Source organism: Cognatundibacterium griseum, from assembly GCF_014284195.1.
Classification (GTDB): Bacteria; Pseudomonadota; Gammaproteobacteria; order Burkholderiales; family Burkholderiaceae_D; genus Undibacterium; species Undibacterium griseum.
The window spans coordinates 828,262-847,354 of the sequence record NZ_JACOGC010000002.1; the positions used below are offsets into that span (position 1 = coordinate 828,262).

Consider the following 19,093-nt stretch of genomic DNA (forward strand, 5'->3'; position numbering starts at 1 on the left):
GCATAAGACGGTCAATGCCAGACAAGTTCGCAGGGTACATAATTTCCAACTCAAAAAATGGAGAGAGACAATGAAATTCCAATCATCCCCACTACGTGCATCTTTCGTCGCAGCCGCATTATCCGCCATTCCATTCGTGCTGACAGCTCAGGCATCCATGGCGGATACGATCAAAATTGCTTATATTGACCCGTTGTCCGGACCATTCGCTCCGGTTGGGCAAAATATTCTGAATTCATTTCAATATATCGCCGAAAAAGCAAATAATGAAAAATGGGCCGGCAATAATACATTTGAAGTTGTGGGGTTCGACAATAAAGGCAGTCCACAGGAATCGCTGAATGTATTGAAAACCGTGATTGATAAGGGATTTCGTTATATCACCCAAGGAAATGGGTCCGGCGTTGGCCTGGCATTGCTGGACGCGGTCAATAAACACAATGAGCGCAACCCCGGTAAAGAAATTATTTATCTGAATCACGCTGCCGTAGACCCGGATATGACCAACAGCAAATGCAGCTACTGGCATTTCCGGTTTGACTCCAATTCGGATATGAAAATGGAAGCGCTGACCACCTATATGGCAGCGGATAAGAATATCAAGAAGGTCTATATCATTGGGCAGAATTATTCCTTTGGCCATCAGGTAACACGCGCCGCCAAAGAATACCTGGCGCGCAAGCGTCCTGATATCCAGATCGTGGGCGATGATTTGCATCCTATCGGCCAGGTTAAAGATTTCTCCCCATACATCGCGAAAATCAAATCTTCCGGAGCGGATACGGTCATCACCGGAAACTGGGGCGCTGATCTTGCTTTATTGATTAAGGCTGCCAAAGATGCCGATCTGAAAGCCAATTTCTATACTTATTACGCTTCCACAACTGGTGTCCCGACGGCAATGGGTGGTGCCGGTATCGATCATGTGAAGTATGTTGGCTACTGGAATGTCAATAACGAAACCTTCGCCGGAAAAGATATTGTCGAAGGATTTAAAGCCAAATATAAAGACGATTATTACTCCATGGCGACTTATTCCATCATTACCGCCATGTCGCAGGCAGTCAAAAAAGCACAGTCGACAGACCCCGTGAAAGTGGCACCGGTACTCGAAGGCGCCACCTTCAAGAGCCTGAACGGCGAGGTCGTCATGCGTAAACTTGATCACCAGTTGCAGCAACCTTTGTATATCGCAACCTGGGTCAAGGTCAACGGTAAAGATGTGAAATACGATCAGGAAAATACAGGCCTGGGCTGGAAAACAAATCAAAAAATTGATGCGTTTGTCGCCTCTCAGCCATCTTCATGTCAGATGAAACGCCCTGGTTAATCGGTATTTAAAAAGAGAGTCAATCTGCACTGACTCTCTTTTTTTGTCTGAAAATAGTACGGTCGTTCATAGAAATCGCTGAAAAGGATCTCGCTGTGGAATTTACCCTCATTACCTTGTTGAATGGCGTCAGCTACGGGTTGCTGCTGTTTATGCTGTCATCGGGGCTTACCCTGATTTTCAGCATGATGGGCGTACTCAATTTTGCTCATGCCAGTTTTTATATGCTTGGTGCTTATTTCGCCTATATGCTGAGCAGTGTTTTAGGTTTCTGGGCGGCTCTTGTCCTGGCACCACTGCTGGTCGGCATACTGGGCGCACTGGTCGAGCGATATGGTCTGCGTTCGGTGCATAAATATGGGCATATTCCAGAACTGCTTTTCACATTCGGATTGTCATACGTGATTGTGGAAGTGGTTCAGCTGATCTGGGGGCGGGCCGGCGTACCGTATGCCATACCTGCGTCACTGGACGGACCGCTGTTCACACTCTACACAACGACCTTTCCGATTTACCGGGGATTCATGATGCTGGTGGCACTGATCATGCTCCTGTCAATTTATCTGGTATTGACCCGCACGCGCATTGGGCTGGTAATTCAGGCAGCACTCACGCATCCGGATGCCGTAGAGGCTCTGGGACACAATGTCCCGCGGGTCTTCATGCTGGTGTTTGGCGGTGGCTGTGCCCTCGCAGGCCTGGCTGGCGTTGTGGGAGGGAATGCATTTGTCACTGAACCGGGTATGGCCGCAACATTAGGCAGCATTATTTTTGTCGTCGTCGTTGTCGGAGGAATGGGGTCTCTGGCCGGCGCTTTCGTCGCTTCGTTGCTGATTGGCATTTTGCAGACATTTGCCGTTGCACTGGATTATTCGTTTGCCAGCCTGCTGTCCCAATTCGGGGTGCTGGTAAGTGCCACGTCACCACTGTATGCGCTGTTGACGCTCACGATTGCGCAAATTGCGCCAGTCATGCCATATCTGCTGCTGGTTCTGATCCTGATTTTCAGACCTCGTGGTTTACTCGGAACACGTGAGGGCTAAACAATGAATAACACGCTTCACTACAAACCTCTTCATCTTGGCCGCTGGTTAGTCTGGAGCAGTTTTGCTCTGGTGTTGATCATGGCTCCGGTTATTTTTCATGAAGGTGCAGCGCTATCCCTGTTGTCACAAATGGGTACGCTGATGATATTCGGGCTGTCTTTCAATATGCTGCTCGGACAGGGGGGGATGCTGTCTTTTGGTCATGCTGTTTATTCAGGCCTGGGAGCCTTTTTTGCGATCCATGCGATGAATCTGGCGGCGGATGGTAGTCTTCCGATTCCTGTCACATTGATTCCACTGGTCGGCGGACTCGCAGGCATGGGTTTTGGCATTCTGTTTGGTTATGTCACCACCAAAAAATCAGGAACAACCTTTTCAATGATTACGCTGGGCATGGTGGAGTTGGTGTTTGCCTGTTCCCTGATGTTTCCCAAATTTTTTGGAGGGGAGGGTGGCATATCGACCAATCGCGTGATCGGACAAGCTGTCATGGGCATTAGCTATGGTCCGCAAATTCAGGTTTATTACCTGATTGCGTTCTGGCTTTTTATCAGTGCTGCAGCGATGTTTGCGTTTACCCAGACCCCGCTGGGGCGCATGATTAATGCGGTGCGCGACAATCCGGAACGTGCTGAATTCGTTGGCTATGACACACAATGGGTGCGTTATCTGACACTGATTCTGTCTGCATTTTTTGCCGGCATTTCCGGTGGACTGTCGGCGATTAATTTTGAAATTGTGACGGCAGAAAATGTCAGTGCAATTCGCTCAGGAGCCGTATTGCTATTCACATTTATCGGTGGAATCGGGTTCTTTTTTGGACCACTGATCGGTGCGGTCCTCGGTGTTTTCCTGACCGTGATGTTGTCCGATTTCACGAAGGCCTGGCAACTTTATCTGGGAATCTTTTTCATCTTGATCGTCATGTATGCGCCGGGCGGTATTGCCAGCATCCTGATGTTGAATGTGCGGTTGGTCAAATTTTCCAAGTTTGGTCGCGTCTGGCCAGCACTCTGGAAATTGTTGCTGTCGACGCTGATTGCTCTGGCGGGATTGATTATGTCGATAGAAATGTTGTACCAGCTCTCTCTCGAATCGATGCAGAATCCAGTGATAACATTGCTTGGTTTCCAGGTGAACTCAGCTGCGCCAGCGTCATGGGGTATTTCCCTGTCATGTATTTTGGTTGGAGCGATTGGTTTTATCCTGTTTAAGGCACCGTTTCAAAAAATATCCGGTGAAGTCAACACGGAAATTGAGGAAGCAATGCGGAGGGCGCAGGCATGAGTGATTTTTCTCTTGAGTTACAAGACGTCCGAAAAAGTTTTGGCAGTGCTGAAATTATTCGCGGCGCTAATCTGCAAGTTCCGAAAGGCGAGCGCTTTGCGATCATTGGTCCGAACGGCGCCGGAAAATCCACTTTGTTCAATCTGATCTCGGGACGATTCGGCATCAGCTCAGGCGATATCCTGCTGAATGGCGCAAGTATCAGAAATCTCCCCCCCTATGTGATTAATCGTCGTGGATTATCGCGCAGCTTTCAGATTACGAATATTTTCCACCGCCTCAGCGTCTATGAAAATCTGCGTTGTGCTGTACTCTGGTCTCTCGGATATCAATACTCCTTCTGGCAGAGACTCAATGGACTGAAGGATGCGCACGAACGCGCAGAAGCGGTATTGGAGCAAATCGGGCTGAAACGTCGCCGGGATGTTACAGCAGGGCTGCTGACTTATGCGGAACAACGGGCACTGGAAATCGGTATCACGATCGCTGGCGGTGCAGATGTCATTTTGCTGGATGAGCCGACTGCCGGTATGAGCAGATCGGAGTCCGATGCTGCTGTTGAACTGATCCGTAAAGTGACTGTAGGGAAAACCTTACTGATGGTTGAACATGATATGAGCGTAGTTTTTGGGCTCGCCGATAAAATTGCTGTCGTCGTGTACGGAGAAGTCATTGCTTGCGACACGCCACAAAACATACGGAACAATCAAAAAGTGAAAGACGCTTATCTGGGCGGCCACGCGCCGGTGGAGGTGAATGCATGACCGCATTACTGGAGATTAAGGATTTAAATGCTTTCTACGGCAAGAGCCACGTGTTGCACGGTGTGGATTTGCACGTCAACCAGAGTGAGATAGTCAGTCTGCTCGGACGCAATGGTGTTGGTCGTTCCACCACGGTTAAGGCAACAATGGGGCAGGTGCATGCAACCGGCTCTGTCTTGTTCAAAGGTGAGCAAATGATCGGACTGAAGGCGTTCCAGATTGCCCATAAAGGACTGGGTTACGTGCCTGAAAACAGGGATATTTTCCCCACGTTGACTGTGGAACAAAACCTGATTCTCGGAGAAAAGTCTGGTCAGAACAGAACACCGCGCTGGAGCATGGAGGATATGTACCAGATGTTCCCGAGACTGAAAGAGCGGCGGAATACTCCGGCAGGAGTGATGTCAGGAGGGGAACAGCAAATGCTGACGCTGTGCAGGACGCTGATGGGAGATCCTGATCTGATCATGATTGACGAACCGACTGAAGGACTTGCCCCAAAAATCGTCGAGCTGGTGGGCGAGTATCTGAAAGAACTGAAAAACCGTGGCGTTTCGGTTTTGCTCGTAGAGCAGAAACTGGCGATTGCACTTGAAATTTCTCAGCGTGTTTATGTGATGGGACATGGCAGTATCGTGTTTGAAGGTACGCCGGACGATTTGCGCGCCAACGAAAAAATCCGGCAGGAATGGCTGGAGGTGTAGAGAAGCTGTTGGGTTTTTCAAGAAAACTCAAAAAAATAATACGATCGTACTATTTTTGAGTTATAGTCAGGTTTGTGTGTGACATCGCCCACTCGGCTGACGCCTGGCGTCGGACAATCATTCCATCCGTATTTCAACCTTAGGAAGAGACATGAGCGCAGAATACAAAGTTGATGGCAGTATCGCCGTCATTACCATGAATAACCCTCCCGTTAACGGTTTGGGGCACGCCACAAGACATGCAATCGTTGAAGGTGTCAGGCAGGCATTGAATGATCCGGCAGTTAAAGCGATTGTCATCACTGGCGCAGGGAAAGCGTTTTCCGGTGGTGCCGATATCAAAGAATTCAATTCTCCGAAAGCTTTTGCGGAACCAAGTCTGCACACGGTGATTAATGTGATTGAATCGGCAGACAAGCCAGTCATCGCGGCGATTCACACTGTCTGTATGGGCGGCGGACTTGAACTGGCGCTGGGCTGCCATTACCGTATTGCTAGTCCTGGTGCGCACATCGCTTTGCCTGAAGTAAAACTTGGAATCCTTCCTGGTGCCGGCGGTACACAACGCCTGCCTCGTGTCGTCGGACTGGAACTGGCGCTCAATATGATTGTTTCCGGCACGCCGGTGGCATCAGAAAAGCTTGCTAAAACGGCTCTGTTCAACAACCTTGCAGAAGGTGACTTGATGACAGCCGCTATTGCGTTTGCAAATCAGGTTGCAGATGTCCGGCCTTTGCCTAAAGTACGCGATATCAAAATTGATTATCCAAATTACGAGGCTTTTCTGCAGTTCAGCCGGAATACGGTCACAGCAATGGCTGGTCCATTCCCGGCGCCGTTGAAATGCGTGGAAGCAGTTGCTGCAGCAGTCACCAAAAAATTTGATGATGGCATCCGTTTTGAGCGCGACCTGTTTTTAAATCTGGTGCAAACCACCGAATCAAAAGCATTGCGCCACGCCTTCTTTGGAGAGCGCGCAGCCAGCAAATTGCCGGATGTTCCGGAAGATACGCCAGTTCGTCCGGTTAAATCCGTTGCCGTGATCGGTGCGGGTACGATGGGTGGTGGTATTGCGATGAATTTTGCCAATGCGGGCATTCCCGTCAAAATCCTTGAAATGAAACAGGAAGCGCTGGATAAAGGGCTCGCAACCATTCGTAAAAATTACGAGAATACCTTTAAAAAGGGCAAGCTGACGCAGGAGAAATTTGATCAGCGTGTCAGCCTGATCACTGGCTCCCTGAGCTATGACGATATCGCCCAGGCGGATCTGGTGATTGAAGCCGTTTTTGAAGACATGGGCGTTAAAGAACAGGTATTTAAAAAACTGGATTCCGTGATGAAGCAGGGCGCGATCCTTGCATCAAACACGTCGACACTGGATGTCGACAAAATTGCCGCATTTACGCAACGCCCTCAGGATGTCGTCGGGATGCACTTCTTCAGCCCGGCAAATGTGATGAAATTGCTGGAAATCGTCCGCGGCAAAAAAACTGCCAAGGATGTACTGGCAACAGTATTGGCGATTTCTAAAAAAATCAAAAAGACCGGCGTGGTTTCCGGAGTGTGTGATGGATTCATCGGTAACCGGATGATTGAACAATACAGCCGCCAGGCAGGTTTCCTGCTGGAAGAGGGTTGCACACCGGAACAAGTAGATAAAGCGGTAGAGAAACTCGGCTTCGCCATGGGGCCATTCCGGATGGGTGATCTGGCAGGTAATGACATTGGCTGGTATATCCGTAAGCGTCGCTATGTTGAAAAGCCACATATCACTTACTCCAAAACAGCCGATTTACTGTGTGAAATGGGGCGTTTTGGCCAGAAAACCGGTGCAGGCTGGTACGACTATAAACCGGGCGATCGTAAGGCTTATCCATCTGACGTGGTGAACGATATGATCGTGAAGCATTCTGCAGATCTCGGAATCACACGTCGCAAAATTTCTGACCAAGAAATTGTTGAGCGTCTGATTTATGCTTTGGTCAACGAAGCGGCTTATATCCTCGAAGAAGGCATTGCAACCCGGGCTTCGGATATCGATATGGTCTATCTGACTGGCTACGGATTCCCACTGCACACTGGCGGTCCGATGTTCTATGCCGATACTGTCGGGCTTCCTAACGTTGTCATGGCAATGGAAAAATATGCCAAGGGTCGTCATGGCGATGCCTGGAAACCTGCGCCATTGCTGGCTAAACTGGCCGCAGAAGGAAAAACGTTTAACTAACAGCAGGGTTCGCAAACGAAATGGGCAAAGTAATATTCCGTTATTGATGATTCATCATAATCAGTGGCGGAATATTGGCTTAGTCTGATAAGAACGTTACGCAAAAAATAAAAAAACGTGTGGTCAAAAAGCGCAATTTAGTATTGCGCTTTTTTTATTTTCACACCGATGCGACCTGATTCCTGCCCGCTTGCTTTGCCTTGTACAAGTACTGATCGGCCTGTCTGACTGCCATTTCGGCGTCTGACTGATCCAGTGCTGCAACTGAAACACCGATACTGACGGTGACCTTGCCTACCGGATCAACAGGACTCGATTCAATATGAGCGCGCACTTTCTCCGCAATACTCATTGCGCCGGCATGATTCGTCATAGGGAGGATCACCAGAAATTCCTCCCCGCCAATCCGCCCGACGAAGTCTGTTTTACGCAGCGATGCCTGGATGTGCGTTGCGACATGCGTCAGCACGGCATCGCCGGTCGCATGTCCGTAAGTATCATTCACCCGCTTAAAAAAATCGATATCCATCATCAGTACAGCATAAGGCTCCTGACTGCGTATCATCCGGTTGAATTCATGCAAGAGCTGTTCCTTTGCGGCCAGTCGGTTCGGCAAACCAGTCAGCGTATCGCGCCGGGCTAGTTGCCTCAGCTCATTGTTAGCGGCTTCCAGTTCTGCCGTTCGCTCTGCAACAGTCGACATCAGATCGCGATTGGCATCTTCCAGGGCATGCTTCCGCGCCAGGAGCGTGACGGCCATATTTTCAATGGCAGAATTTAATTCCTTCAGTTCACGACTGTTTGCAGAAACATTGAACTGAATTGTTTCGTCGCCACCGGATACTTGCTTGGCTATTTTTGCCAGCTGAATAATTGGACGGCTGATGAAGTGACCAAGTAACCAAGCCAGTGAAATGAATATCAGCCCAACGGCAACAAGACCCAGAGTGATATCTTTTTCCAGATTATCCACCTCAGACAAGACCTGGCTCCGTGGTTGACGCACCATGACTTTCCAGCCTAGAGGCCATTTTCCATCGGCCACTGGCTCACCGACGTTTGCAACAGTCGTCAGGTAACTATCCTTTCCGCCCCAGTTATCAAAAGTGGAGTCATCACCTTTCAATTCTTTGGGTGCCATTGGATTGCCAGGCATTTTTTCAGGATGATCTGGATAGATGATTTCGTTATTGCCATTGACGATGAAGATCTCTATTTTCCGCTTGGCGGCACCCTCTGGCATGACTTCACTGACGGCTTCGGCGGTCCAGCGCCAATGTGCATGAGCCCCCAACACTGCCCGCAATTTTCCACTTTCATCGTAAACCGGAGAGGCGAAGTCAATGAAACGAACAGGCCACTCATGGGTTTTATTGGGCAGTAAGCCTGCAAGCAATTTTGCTTCGTGTAAATCACCCACATAAACTTCCTGGCTGGCATGCTGAAACCAGGGCCTTGCACTGACGTCCGTACCGAGTAAATGATCATTCGTTGCATGCAAGACTTTACCGTGCGTATCGGTCAGCCCGATCCAGGAATAATGGGCGTAAGAACGATGCAGCCGTGCCAGACTGGCATCAAACTCTTTGCTATCCAGCGACGCCTGGACAAACAATGGGGTTTGCGCCAATAGTTCGACTTCCCGGCGGCGTTCTTTCATGTTTTTCGCCAAAACGGTAGCCGTACCTTTGGCCAGCGTGCGCAATACGGCACCACGATCACTGATCAGCTGATCGGTATGAATTTTGTTGATATAGAGATAGGTCGGAAAGCCAAGCAATAAAACCAAGGCAATAAACGAGCTGACGATGATGGTATGCAGAGGGCGCGGCTTCAGCTTCACCAGATTTCTCCTGATGGTTTTCTCGTCTTATGATAGTCGAAAAATATGATTTAAATTTCACTACATTAATATTTTGCAACAAAATTAATGGGTCGGGTCGGAAAGTCGGCTTTCTTTTTTATTTATAAATATCTTTCGGTTAACTTTTTTTTAAAAAAGCACATTGTTTGCTGCCGAACTGATTTTTCATCGGTATCCCCCTGATTGCAATACTTAGGTTGTCTGCCTGGGCGACTGAGTAAGTCATTTTTCAGTTTGTGCTGAATGGTATAATGTGCGGTTAATTATTCATTTCTCTTCACAAAAGGTTCACAGTGTTATCGACCGCAAATATCACCATGCAGTTCGGCCCCAAGCCGCTGTTTGAAAACATCTCTGTCAAGTTTGGCGAAAGCAATCGTTATGGCCTGATTGGTGCTAATGGTTGCGGCAAATCGACCTTCATGAAAATTCTGGGCGGCGATCTGGAACAATCATCCGGTACCGTCATGCTGGATCAGAATGAACGGCTCGGTAAATTACGCCAGGATCAGTTTGCCTATGAGGACATGCGTGTACTCGACGTCGTCATGATGGGACATACCGAGATGTGGGCAGCCATGTCCGAGCGCGATGCCATTTATGCCAATCCGGAAGCGACCGACGAAGATTATATGAAGGCTGCAGATCTGGAAGCCCGGTTTGCAGAATATGATGGCTATACGGCAGAGGCCCGGGCTGGTGAACTCTTGTTGGGTGTCGGCATTCCTATTGATCAGCATCAGGGGACGATGAGTGCTGTCGCACCAGGCTGGAAACTGCGTGTCCTTCTGGCGCAGGCATTGTTCTCGAATCCGGATATTTTGCTTCTGGATGAGCCGACGAATAACCTCGACATTAATACCATCCGCTGGCTGGAAGATATTCTGAATCAGCGAAATTCAACCATGATTATCATCTCTCATGATCGCCATTTCCTGAATCAGGTATGCACCCACATGGCAGATATGGATTATGGAACTCTGAAAATTTATCCGGGCAACTATGATGACTATATGTTGGCATCCTCTCAGGCCCGGGCTCAGCAAATGGCGAATAATGCCAAGGCAAAGGAAAAAGTAGCTGAGTTGCAGGATTTTGTGCGCCGCTTTTCTGCCAATAAATCCAAGGCACGTCAGGCAACGTCCCGTGCGAAGCAGATCGACAAGATCAAGATTGAAGAATTCAAACCATCAAGCCGGCAGAATCCGTTCATTCGTTTTGATGGTGAAAAGAAGTTGCATCGTCTTGCTGTCGAAGTGCAGGGACTGACCAAAGCCTATGATCGTACTTTGTTCAAGAATATCGATCTGATGGTGGAAGCTGGTGAAAAGATTGCGATTATCGGTGCAAACGGTATCGGTAAAACTACCTTGCTGCGCTGTATTGGCGGTAATGATGTCTGTCACCTGCAGGCTGATCACGGCATCGTTAAATGGGCGGAAAATGCGAATGTCGGTTACATGCCACAAGATCCGACGGAAGAATTTTCCGCCGATAAAAATCTGACTGACTGGATGGGGCAATGGACGCAGGAGGGAGATGACGATCAGGCAGTACGTTCGATTCTCGGACGTTTATTGTTTGGCGGCGACGATGTGAAAAAATCGGTGAAAGTCCTGTCGGGCGGTGAAAAAGGACGCATGATGTACGGCAAACTCATGCTGGGGCGGCATAATGTACTGCTGATGGATGAGCCAACAAATCATATGGATATGGAATCGATTGAATCCCTGAATATCGCGCTCGAAAAGTACGCCGGCACCTTGATTTTCGTATCTCACGACCGGGAATTCGTCTCTTCGCTGGCGACCCGTGTGCTGGAGATCAAAGAAAATGAAATTATTGATTTCCATGGCAGCTACGAAGAGTACCTGACCAGTCAGGGTATCGAATAAAATCAGACTGCATAATAAAAAAGCCAGGAATTTTCCTGGCTTTTTTATAAAATGATTGTGATGCTATGCTTTACTCACTCAGATTGAGATCACTGTTATTCAGCAATGTATCCGTTTGCTGCTTACCCTCATAGAGTAAAAAATCCAGCCGGTCGCGCAAACTGCGCGCCATCTCACGTCCTTTGTGTTTCAACACCGCCTCAACATAGGCTTGTCTGAGGTTTTTGAAATCATCTAATGTGGTAGCGCGCTCCACTTTCATCTGAAGTGCAAAGCCGCGTAATCCCAATGTGCTTTTGATGGTCTCGTTAAAGAAGTGATAGATCGCCTGAAATTTTTCTGCATCAGATGCAGATATACCTAGGCTGGTATTTGTTGCAGAAACTGTATCGTTGGTAGGTGCGACGGAGACAGCGGCATCTGCTGTCGGTGCATCAGCCAATGGCGCAGGGGGGAGCTCTGCGCTGACAGTTATGCCGATTAATTCCTGATCGATCAGATCCTGGATGCTGTTTTCATCGAGCCCCAGAGTGGCTACTTTTTTCAGCAGATCTGCGGCCGTTTGCTTCCCATCCACCATTACCAGCAAGCTGCGCAATCTGCTGGGCAAATGATATTTGCGGGTTGCTATTTCTTCCCGGCCTTTATCCGTTTTATCATAAATACTGTTCAACATATTACGCGTGAGTCTCCGGACGATTTTTGATGTCATTAAAACTGACTATTCTTTCTCTGGAGGATACATCACCGTTACCTGGCTGCCTAGAATTATTCACAGGAAGCGTTGCGTTGGAATTGATTTATTTCATTTTCCTGATAAATATTACAGGCTTCTGATCCGTTGTCTGCTCGGATGTTTTTTGCGTATCGCAGCCATGGCATGATGAAGAACATGAGCTGCCGCACGCTTTGGTCGCGCTGGCAAGATGAGCTGCGATGACCGGGTATTTTTGTCCCACCTTGTGCATGATGCCTTGCTGAACAGACGACGGCATCCACTTCAGCAAGAGGTAGCCGGCTGCTATCAGCAATAACATCAGGGTGAAAGCTGTTTGCATAATTAATTCCCTATAAAATAGCGTGCCAGATGATAGGTCAGCAACGAAGCCAGGTAAGCAAGACTGAACAGATATCCCGCCATCAGCAGAGGGTAACGCAAGGTGTTGGTTTCGCGCCGGACTACACTCAGCGTTGCAATACACTGTGGTGCAAACACATACCAGGCCAGCAGGGATAACGCGGTTGGTAAACTCCAGGACTGCGCAATCAATGGCTCCAGTGCGCGATTAAGTTCTTCTCCCGATTGCGATAGTGCATAGACAGTGCCAAGCGCCGCTACGGCAACTTCCCGCGCTGCCAGCCCTGGCACTAGTGCAATACAGATCTGCCAGTTAAAGCCGATAGGTGCAAAAATTACCTCCAATAAGCGCCCCAGTCTGCCAGCAATACTGTAATAGATTGCAGGTTGCGTCGCGTTGTCCGGGGCGCCCGGAAAACTGCTGAGGAACCAAAGCAGGACCATTAGCGCCAGAATGATGGTGCCAACGCGTGTCGTAAAAATCTTAACCCGCTCCCATAATCCCAGCACTAAATTTCTGGAATTTGGCAGGCGATAATCAGGCAATTCGAGCATTAACGGATGCTGCTCCGCTTTTCCCCATTTTTGTTTGAAAACCAGTGCTACCAGCATCGCAGAAACGATCCCGGCAATGTATAAAGCGAACAGCACCAGTCCTTGCAGGCTCAGTATGCCGAGCACAGTTTTTTCGGGAATAAATGCGGCAATCACCAGCGCATATACAGGCAATCTGGCGGAGCAGGTCATCAAAGGCGCAATCATGATCGTCACCAGACGATCCCGGGGATTCTGTATCGTCCGCGTTGCCATAATGCCAGGAATGGCACAGGCGAAACTGGATAACAGAGGAATAAAAGCCCGTCCGGATAAACCTACTTTGCCCATAATGCGGTCAAGCAGAAACGCTGCACGCGGTAAATAACCGGAATCTTCCATCACGAGGATAAAGAAGAATAAAATCACGATCTGAGGCAAAAATACCAGTACGCTGCCGGCGCCTCCAATCACGCCCTTCACCAGCAAACCCTGAAGCATACCTTCCGACATATTGGCTTCCACCAGGCTGCCCAGCTGCTCCATCGTGGATTTGATGATTTCCATCGGGAGCTGAGCCCAGGCGAAAACAGCCTGAAATACCAGGAACATCAGCGCCGCAAAAATTACAGGACCTAATATAGGATGCAAAATCCAGCGGTCGATCCGGTAACTTAATGGGAGCGCTTCCACTGTCTCTTGAGTTTCCGTGGTAACACAGACATCCAGAACCTGATTCACTGCAGTCTGGATTGCTTCCGGAGACTGCACCGGCATCCGCTTTTGTGGCGCTGTCGATACTGGAAGCGATTGCGCCAGACTTTCCAGTTGCACCAGCAGAGCATCAACACCTTTGCTGTCCACCGCAATTGTCTCAACTACCGGAATGCCTAACAGGCGATGCAAGGCGGCGATATCAATGTGAATATGGCGCTTCCTGGCAACATCCATCATGTTCACGGCCAGGATCACAGGTAAATCAAGCTGCTTTAACTCGAAAACCAGACGCAGGCCACGCTTCAGGTTGGTGGCATCAACCACACACAAGACAGCATCTGGTAAGGATTCATCTGCACGCTGCCCGGTAATGACTTCTTCGGTGATTTTTTCATCAGGGGTAATCGCATGCAGGCTATAGGTTCCGGGTAAATCAAGAACATGCCAGTGACGTCCATTCGGCGCGGTGAATTTTCCTTCTTTGCGCTCAATGGTGACGCCGGCATAGTTAGCAACTTTCTGCCTTGCCCCTGTCAAACGATTAAACAGCGCCGTTTTCCCGCAGTTTGGATTGCCAACCAGCGCGATTCTTGGGGATACTGATAAATGCGAAGTCATCCGATACGTCCATGCTTGATTACGCCCACGAGTGCGGCTTCAAAATTCCTGAGAGCAAAAGTAGATTGCCCGACCCGCACTGCGACCGGTTCGCCGCCAAAGTAACCTTTGTGCAGTATTTTAATTTTCTCACCATGCACAAACCCGAGTTCCTTCAGGCGACGTGTGATATCCGCCATGGCGCCGGGAACAGACTGTCCGCGCCCGGATACGTCAGTCACCTCGGCAGAGTCCCCGACCTGAAGGCGATCCAGCGTAGTACATCCGTCGGCATGATTGGATAGATCTGACATAGTATATGGATGCGTGAAAGAGAGAATCTTGAATGATAATGAGAATATATATCAATATCGATTATGATTCAATCATTACCAGCAATGCTCATCAGTAAGAGAGAGGATTCTTGATCTCGATTAAACTATAGGCACTGAAGGATAATATTCCTGCTTCTGGTGTAATTCTTGCTTATGTTTGGCAGTGTCTGTGCATTGCAATCTCAATGACCGTAGCTAACATGAAACCACCACCAGAAGGGACGCCATCATCTTCATCAAACCTGAGGATTGTCGTCGTCAATACACTGCCACCGCAAGAGGACGAGCATGATTCCAGCGTTCAGGCTCAACTGGCTCGTTCAAGGGCATTGCGTATTGGTTTACTGGAAGCCGGATACAACATCATTGCATCGATTCCCGGAGATATCTATCTGATAGATCGGATTGCACAACTGCAGCCCGACATGATCATTATTGACGCCGAATCCGACGCACGGGATGTGCTGGAACATATGGTCCTGATTACCAGCGAAGCGCCGCGTCCTATTGTTTTATTTACCGAAGATGGCAATCCATCACAACTGGCTGTTGCCATGCGGGCTGGTGTCTCAGCATATGTGGTTGCAGGCCTGCAGTCTGAACGCATTAAGCCGGTATTAGACGTTGCAATCGCCCGCTTTGAAGCAGAACAGAAGCTGCGCAACGAATTATCTGACACCAAAGCGCGTCTTGCTGAGCGCAAAACCATTGAGCGCGCCAAAGGCTACCTGATGGAGCGTCATCAGCTCTCTGAAAATGAGGCTTATCAACGGCTTCGCAAACAGGCTATGGAAAAAAACCTGAAACTGGTTCAGGTAGCCGAAAGAATTCTGGATATTGCAGACTTACTCGGTTGATTCGCTTACCTCCTCAAATCTCCACCATTTTTGGGCGCACTCTGAACGCATGCAATTTAGTGCATCGCACAATTCCGGTGCGCATTACCGAATCGATTCTCACAAAACACGGTATGTCAGCCTCGAAATTCACACCCCGAAGCTGGCACGTCAATTGCAGTACTCGGATTGATCTTAATAATGGTGTCAATGTGCAGCGCGACTAACGGTGGCAGCCTGATTCAGACAAAGGTGTCTGTTTACCGGTGATGCCAGATCAACAAATACATTTTTGTATTTCGAAAGCATATCCAAATAGAGTACAGAAATGAAAAAGCCCAAATTACCTCCACAGCATCCTGTTCAGAGTGATATTCAGTCAAACCTGTCGGATATTGATCAGCAGCATCACAGCATAATTCATAGTGCTGGAGCACTGGCAGGAACCGGGATCATGGGATTATCAGGTGGTGGCGTATGGGTAGCTGGCTCTGATAAACCCGAAAAAGAAGAGGTAAGGATAGGCTTTATTCCATTGACGGATTGCGCCTCGGTGGTGATGGCTTCCGTGCTGGGATTTGATAAAAAATACGGCATCAAAATCGTCCCGACCAAAGAATCATCCTGGGCAAGTATCCGCGATAAACTCATCAACGAAGAACTGGATGCAGCTCATGTGCTGTACGGTTTGCTGTATGGCGTGCAAATGGGTGTGAGTGGTGCAAAAAAAGATATGTCGGTACTGATGACGCTCAACAATAACGGGCAGGCCATTACCTTATCCCGGAAACTGGCAGAGCAGGGGGCTACCGATGGTGCAGGACTGGCAAAATTGATGGCCAGTGAGAAACGTGAATACACTTTTGCCCAAACTTTTCCAACCGGCACGCATGCGATGTGGCTTTACTACTGGCTGGCTGCACATGGAATTCACCCTATGAAAGAAGCGAAAGTCACCACCATTCCGCCGCCGCAGATGGTTGCCAATATGCGCGTTGGCAATATAGATGGCTACTGCGCCGGGGAACCCTGGAATCATCGTGCCATTACCGATGGCATCGGCATTACTGCAGCAACATCTCAGGAAATCTGGAATGACCATCCGGAAAAAGTGCTTGGCACAACGGCCGATTTTATCCACAAATATCCCCATACTGCGCGCGCCGTTACTGCTGCGGTTCTCGAGGCGGGGCGCTGGATCGATGCTTCACTCTCCAATAAAGCCAAAATGGCTGAGACGATCTCTGACAACGCCTATGTCAATACCTCAGTGGAGGTGATTAGGCAGCGCATCATGGGACGCTATCAGAATGGACTGGGTAAAGTCTGGGATGACTCTGATCACATAAAATTTTTCAACGATGGAGCCGTAAATTTCCCTTACCTGTCTGATGGCATGTGGTTTCTGACTCAGCATAAACGCTGGGGTTTATTGAAAACTGATCCGGATTATCTGGCCGTTGCCAAATCAGTCAACAGGATCGATATTTATAAAGATGCCGCAGCGATGGCGAAAGTGGATGTGCCAAAAGACGAAATGCGCAGCAGTAAACTGATGGATGGCACGATATGGGACGGAAAAAATCCAGCAGACTATGCAGCTTCTTTCAAAATCAGAGCCGGATAATCCCATCCAGACACGATCCCCTGAACTGATCGATGCTCTCCTGTGATCAACTATAGAATCAGCTGAAAACGGACTTAATGCTCATTGCGACCGCTCCACCGGCTGCTGTCTGTTTTGTTTTATCCAAATCAAAGCCTGAGTATCAAAGCCGGCTTGTCTGGCCTGGTCGAGCAGATGGTCTATGGTAGTCTGCGGCAGTTGCTTGTCGCGCGCCAGTATCCATAAATAGCTATTGTCATTACCGGCCACCAGCGCCCAGCGATAATCCGGATCCAGCGCAATAACATGATAGCCACCATAAAATGGGCCAAAGAAGGATACCTTGAGCGAAGCCACATCGGGCGTGCTGTTGAATAAGGCGCGGCCAACCGCCTCTTTCCATTTCGACTCAGACTCCTGATAGCCACGATTCAGCACCTGGACGCTACCGTCCTGTTGCAAGGTATAGGTGGCACTGACATCGCTCATGCCGCGTTCAAAGCTATGATCCAGCCTTGCGATTTCATACCAGCGTCCGGCATAACGCTGAATGTCGAAATTACCCACGACATGTATGCCGGGAGGAGGGTTGGTCGAGCAGGCGGCGAGCCCGATTAGCAGGCTCAGACAAAACAGTCGGCGCAATATGGGCATTTGATTTCTCCTTTGTAGATAGGTCAGTCGGATTCACGGTGCCGCGCAGCACTTAACAGACATGCCGCTTCATAGCGTATTCAGATTCTGCTTGAGATAGTCCGCACGTTCTTTTATCGCGTCCAGTTCGGTTTGACTGAATTGCTTGAGCTGCTTGTAGACGAAAGCCAATCTTGGATTACGTTCAAAACGCTCAAAGTGACGCGCAAAAAAATCCCAGTAAAGTGCATTGAACGGGCAGGCATGCTCGCCGGTACGCTGTTTGGGTTGGTAGACGCAATCACTGCAGTAATTGCTCATGCGCTGCAGATAGGCCGCCGAGGACACATACGGCTTGCTGGCCAGCTTGCCGCCATCGGCGAACTGACTCATGCCGAGCGTATTGGGTAGCTCGACCCATTCGAAAGCATCGATATAGATACCCAAATACCATTCATGTAGCTGTTGCGGATCAAGCCCGGCCAACAGGGAAAAATTTCCGGTGACCATCAGGCGCTGTATGTGATGTGCGTAAGCAGTTTGCAGCGATTGTCCGATCACCGCCGACAGGCAGCGCATACGGGTTTGGCCGTTCCAGAACCAGGGCGGCAGTGGCAACTGGTGTTGCAAGCTATTTTGACTGACGTATTCCGGCATGCTGGCCCAGTAAATGCCGCGTATATATTCGCGCCAACCCAGTATCTGGCGAATGAATCCCTCCGCTGCCGCCAGCGGTACTCGTCCGGCATGCCATGCCGCGGCAGCCGCCTGCACGACTTCAGCTGGATCAAGCATTTTCAGATTCAAGCCAAAGGACAACAGGGAATGAAACAGAAACGGCTGTTGGCTATGCATTGCATCCTGATAATCACCAAAAAACGGCAGTTGGTGTTCGATAAAATAGTCAAGCTGCTGCAGCGCTTCAACCCGGTTCAATGGCCAGCGAAAATTCTTCGCACAGGCCTCACCGAAACTTGTCACGCCCGCATTGCAAATGGTTTGCCATAATGCGCTATGGTCATGCAAGGGGCGCAGATCCGGTGCAGGTAGCGGCTGGCCCTTCCATGTCCGGCGATTATCCGCGTCAAAATTCCACTGACCACCAGCAGGCTTATTATCGGCAGTCATCAGTACGGCATGCTTTTGGCGCATCGCACGGTAAAAATACTCCATCCGCCATTGCCGTTTGCCTTTGAAAAATTCCGCCGCATCCTGCCTTTGAGTAAAAAAATGTTCGCTGTCGACCGCAGCGGCAGGGATACTCAGTTGACTGGCCCATTGATGTAAGGCCTGATCCAGCCGGAACTCGTCTGGCTCCTGCCACAGCAGACGATCTGCCTGATAGTGTGCAATCAGGGCATCCAGATTCGCGCACAAACTCGGCCGGTTGCTGGTCTCATCGATTTTTACGTAACGAACCCGGTGTCCGGCCTGACGCAGTTCTGTCGCGAAATTGCGCATGGCTGCAAAAATACCAAGGATTTTTTGAGCATGATGCAACACATAGCTGGTTTCCTGATGCAGTTCCAGCAGCAGATAGACCACATCCGGCCGGACTTCGGAAAACCAGCTATGACGCGGATTCAGCTGGTCGCCCAGGATCAAACGCAATTCTGTCATGGGTCGACACCTTTAAA

At 49.3% G+C, this 19,093-nt stretch carries 16 protein-coding genes; 9 read left to right on the forward strand and 7 right to left on the reverse strand.

Annotation, left to right across the window (positions count from 1 at the left end):
• Positions 1-70: 70 nt before the first annotated feature.
• From H8K27_RS08135 to H8K27_RS08160, 6 genes are all read left to right on the forward strand, one after another.
• The gene (locus tag H8K27_RS08135; protein WP_186862632.1) at positions 71-1,330 is read left to right on the forward strand and encodes a branched-chain amino acid ABC transporter substrate-binding protein; all 1,260 of its coding nucleotides are present in this window, start codon (positions 71-73) and stop codon (positions 1,328-1,330) included.
• A gap of 95 nt (positions 1,331-1,425) precedes the next feature.
• Positions 1,426-2,373, forward strand: a complete 948-nt coding sequence (locus H8K27_RS08140; protein ID WP_186862633.1) for a branched-chain amino acid ABC transporter permease — start codon at positions 1,426-1,428, stop codon at positions 2,371-2,373.
• Positions 2,374-2,376: 3 nt separating this feature from the next.
• Positions 2,377-3,663 carry a branched-chain amino acid ABC transporter permease gene (locus H8K27_RS08145; RefSeq protein WP_186862634.1) on the forward strand — a complete coding sequence of 429 codons (1,287 nt, stop codon included), beginning with the start codon at positions 2,377-2,379 and terminating at the stop codon, positions 3,661-3,663.
• Positions 3,660-4,427, forward strand: a complete 768-nt coding sequence (locus H8K27_RS08150) for an ABC transporter ATP-binding protein (RefSeq protein WP_186862635.1) — start codon at positions 3,660-3,662, stop codon at positions 4,425-4,427. Before H8K27_RS08145 ends, H8K27_RS08150 begins: the two co-directional genes overlap by 4 nt.
• Complete coding sequence (locus H8K27_RS08155) at positions 4,424-5,131, forward strand: ABC transporter ATP-binding protein (protein WP_176801866.1); 708 nt, start codon at positions 4,424-4,426, stop codon at positions 5,129-5,131. Before H8K27_RS08150 ends, H8K27_RS08155 begins: the two co-directional genes overlap by 4 nt.
• A gap of 151 nt (positions 5,132-5,282) precedes the next feature.
• Complete coding sequence (locus H8K27_RS08160; protein ID WP_186862636.1) at positions 5,283-7,361, forward strand: 3-hydroxyacyl-CoA dehydrogenase NAD-binding domain-containing protein; 2,079 nt, start codon at positions 5,283-5,285, stop codon at positions 7,359-7,361.
• 160 nt (positions 7,362-7,521) lie between these two features.
• Here the strand turns inward: H8K27_RS08160 and H8K27_RS08165 are convergent, their stop codons facing one another.
• Entirely contained in the window at positions 7,522-9,204 is a 1,683-nt protein-coding gene (locus H8K27_RS08165; RefSeq protein ID WP_186862637.1) for a sensor domain-containing diguanylate cyclase, read from the reverse strand.
• Between the two features lie 314 nt (positions 9,205-9,518).
• On the opposite strand from H8K27_RS08165, the gene H8K27_RS08170 reads away from it, so the two are divergent.
• Positions 9,519-11,120, forward strand: coding sequence for an ABC-F family ATPase (locus tag H8K27_RS08170; RefSeq protein WP_186862638.1), 1,602 nt, complete (start codon positions 9,519-9,521; stop codon positions 11,118-11,120).
• Between the two features lie 70 nt (positions 11,121-11,190).
• Here the strand turns inward: H8K27_RS08170 and H8K27_RS08175 are convergent, their stop codons facing one another.
• The 4 genes from H8K27_RS08175 to H8K27_RS08190 all read right to left on the reverse strand — a co-directional run bounded on the left by H8K27_RS08175 (position 11,191) and on the right by H8K27_RS08190 (position 14,360).
• Positions 11,191-11,796 (reverse strand): hypothetical protein, encoded by a 606-nt coding sequence (locus tag H8K27_RS08175; protein ID WP_186862639.1) that lies wholly within the window; start codon positions 11,794-11,796, stop codon positions 11,191-11,193.
• A 124-nt stretch (positions 11,797-11,920) separates the two neighbouring features.
• Entirely contained in the window at positions 11,921-12,178 is a 258-nt protein-coding gene (locus H8K27_RS08180) for a hypothetical protein (RefSeq protein WP_186862640.1), read from the reverse strand.
• A gap of 2 nt (positions 12,179-12,180) precedes the next feature.
• Positions 12,181-14,067: a ferrous iron transporter B gene (feoB, locus tag H8K27_RS08185; protein WP_186862641.1), complete on the reverse strand. Its 1,887-nt coding sequence runs from the start codon at positions 14,065-14,067 to the stop codon at positions 12,181-12,183.
• Positions 14,064-14,360 carry a FeoA family protein gene (locus H8K27_RS08190; RefSeq protein WP_186862642.1) on the reverse strand — a complete coding sequence of 99 codons (297 nt, stop codon included), beginning with the start codon at positions 14,358-14,360 and terminating at the stop codon, positions 14,064-14,066. The genes feoB and H8K27_RS08190 overlap by 4 nt, the downstream gene beginning before the upstream one ends.
• Positions 14,361-14,581: 221 nt before the next feature.
• On the opposite strand from H8K27_RS08190, the gene H8K27_RS08195 reads away from it, so the two are divergent.
• Together H8K27_RS08195 and H8K27_RS08200 are read left to right on the forward strand one after the other, a co-directional pair.
• Positions 14,582-15,238 carry an ANTAR domain-containing response regulator gene (locus H8K27_RS08195; protein WP_186862643.1) on the forward strand — a complete coding sequence of 219 codons (657 nt, stop codon included), beginning with the start codon at positions 14,582-14,584 and terminating at the stop codon, positions 15,236-15,238.
• Between the two features lie 433 nt (positions 15,239-15,671).
• Entirely contained in the window at positions 15,672-16,844 is a 1,173-nt protein-coding gene (locus tag H8K27_RS08200; RefSeq protein WP_230419016.1) for a CmpA/NrtA family ABC transporter substrate-binding protein, read from the forward strand.
• Between the two features lie 81 nt (positions 16,845-16,925).
• Here H8K27_RS08200 and H8K27_RS08205 read toward each other — a convergent pair whose 3' ends face one another.
• Together H8K27_RS08205 and H8K27_RS08210 are read right to left on the reverse strand one after the other, a co-directional pair.
• Positions 16,926-17,477 carry a lipocalin family protein gene (locus H8K27_RS08205; protein WP_186862645.1) on the reverse strand — a complete coding sequence of 184 codons (552 nt, stop codon included), beginning with the start codon at positions 17,475-17,477 and terminating at the stop codon, positions 16,926-16,928.
• 69 nt (positions 17,478-17,546) lie between these two features.
• Entirely contained in the window at positions 17,547-19,076 is a 1,530-nt protein-coding gene (locus H8K27_RS08210; RefSeq protein ID WP_186862646.1) for a cryptochrome/photolyase family protein, read from the reverse strand.
• Between the last annotated feature and the right edge of the window lie 17 nt (positions 19,077-19,093).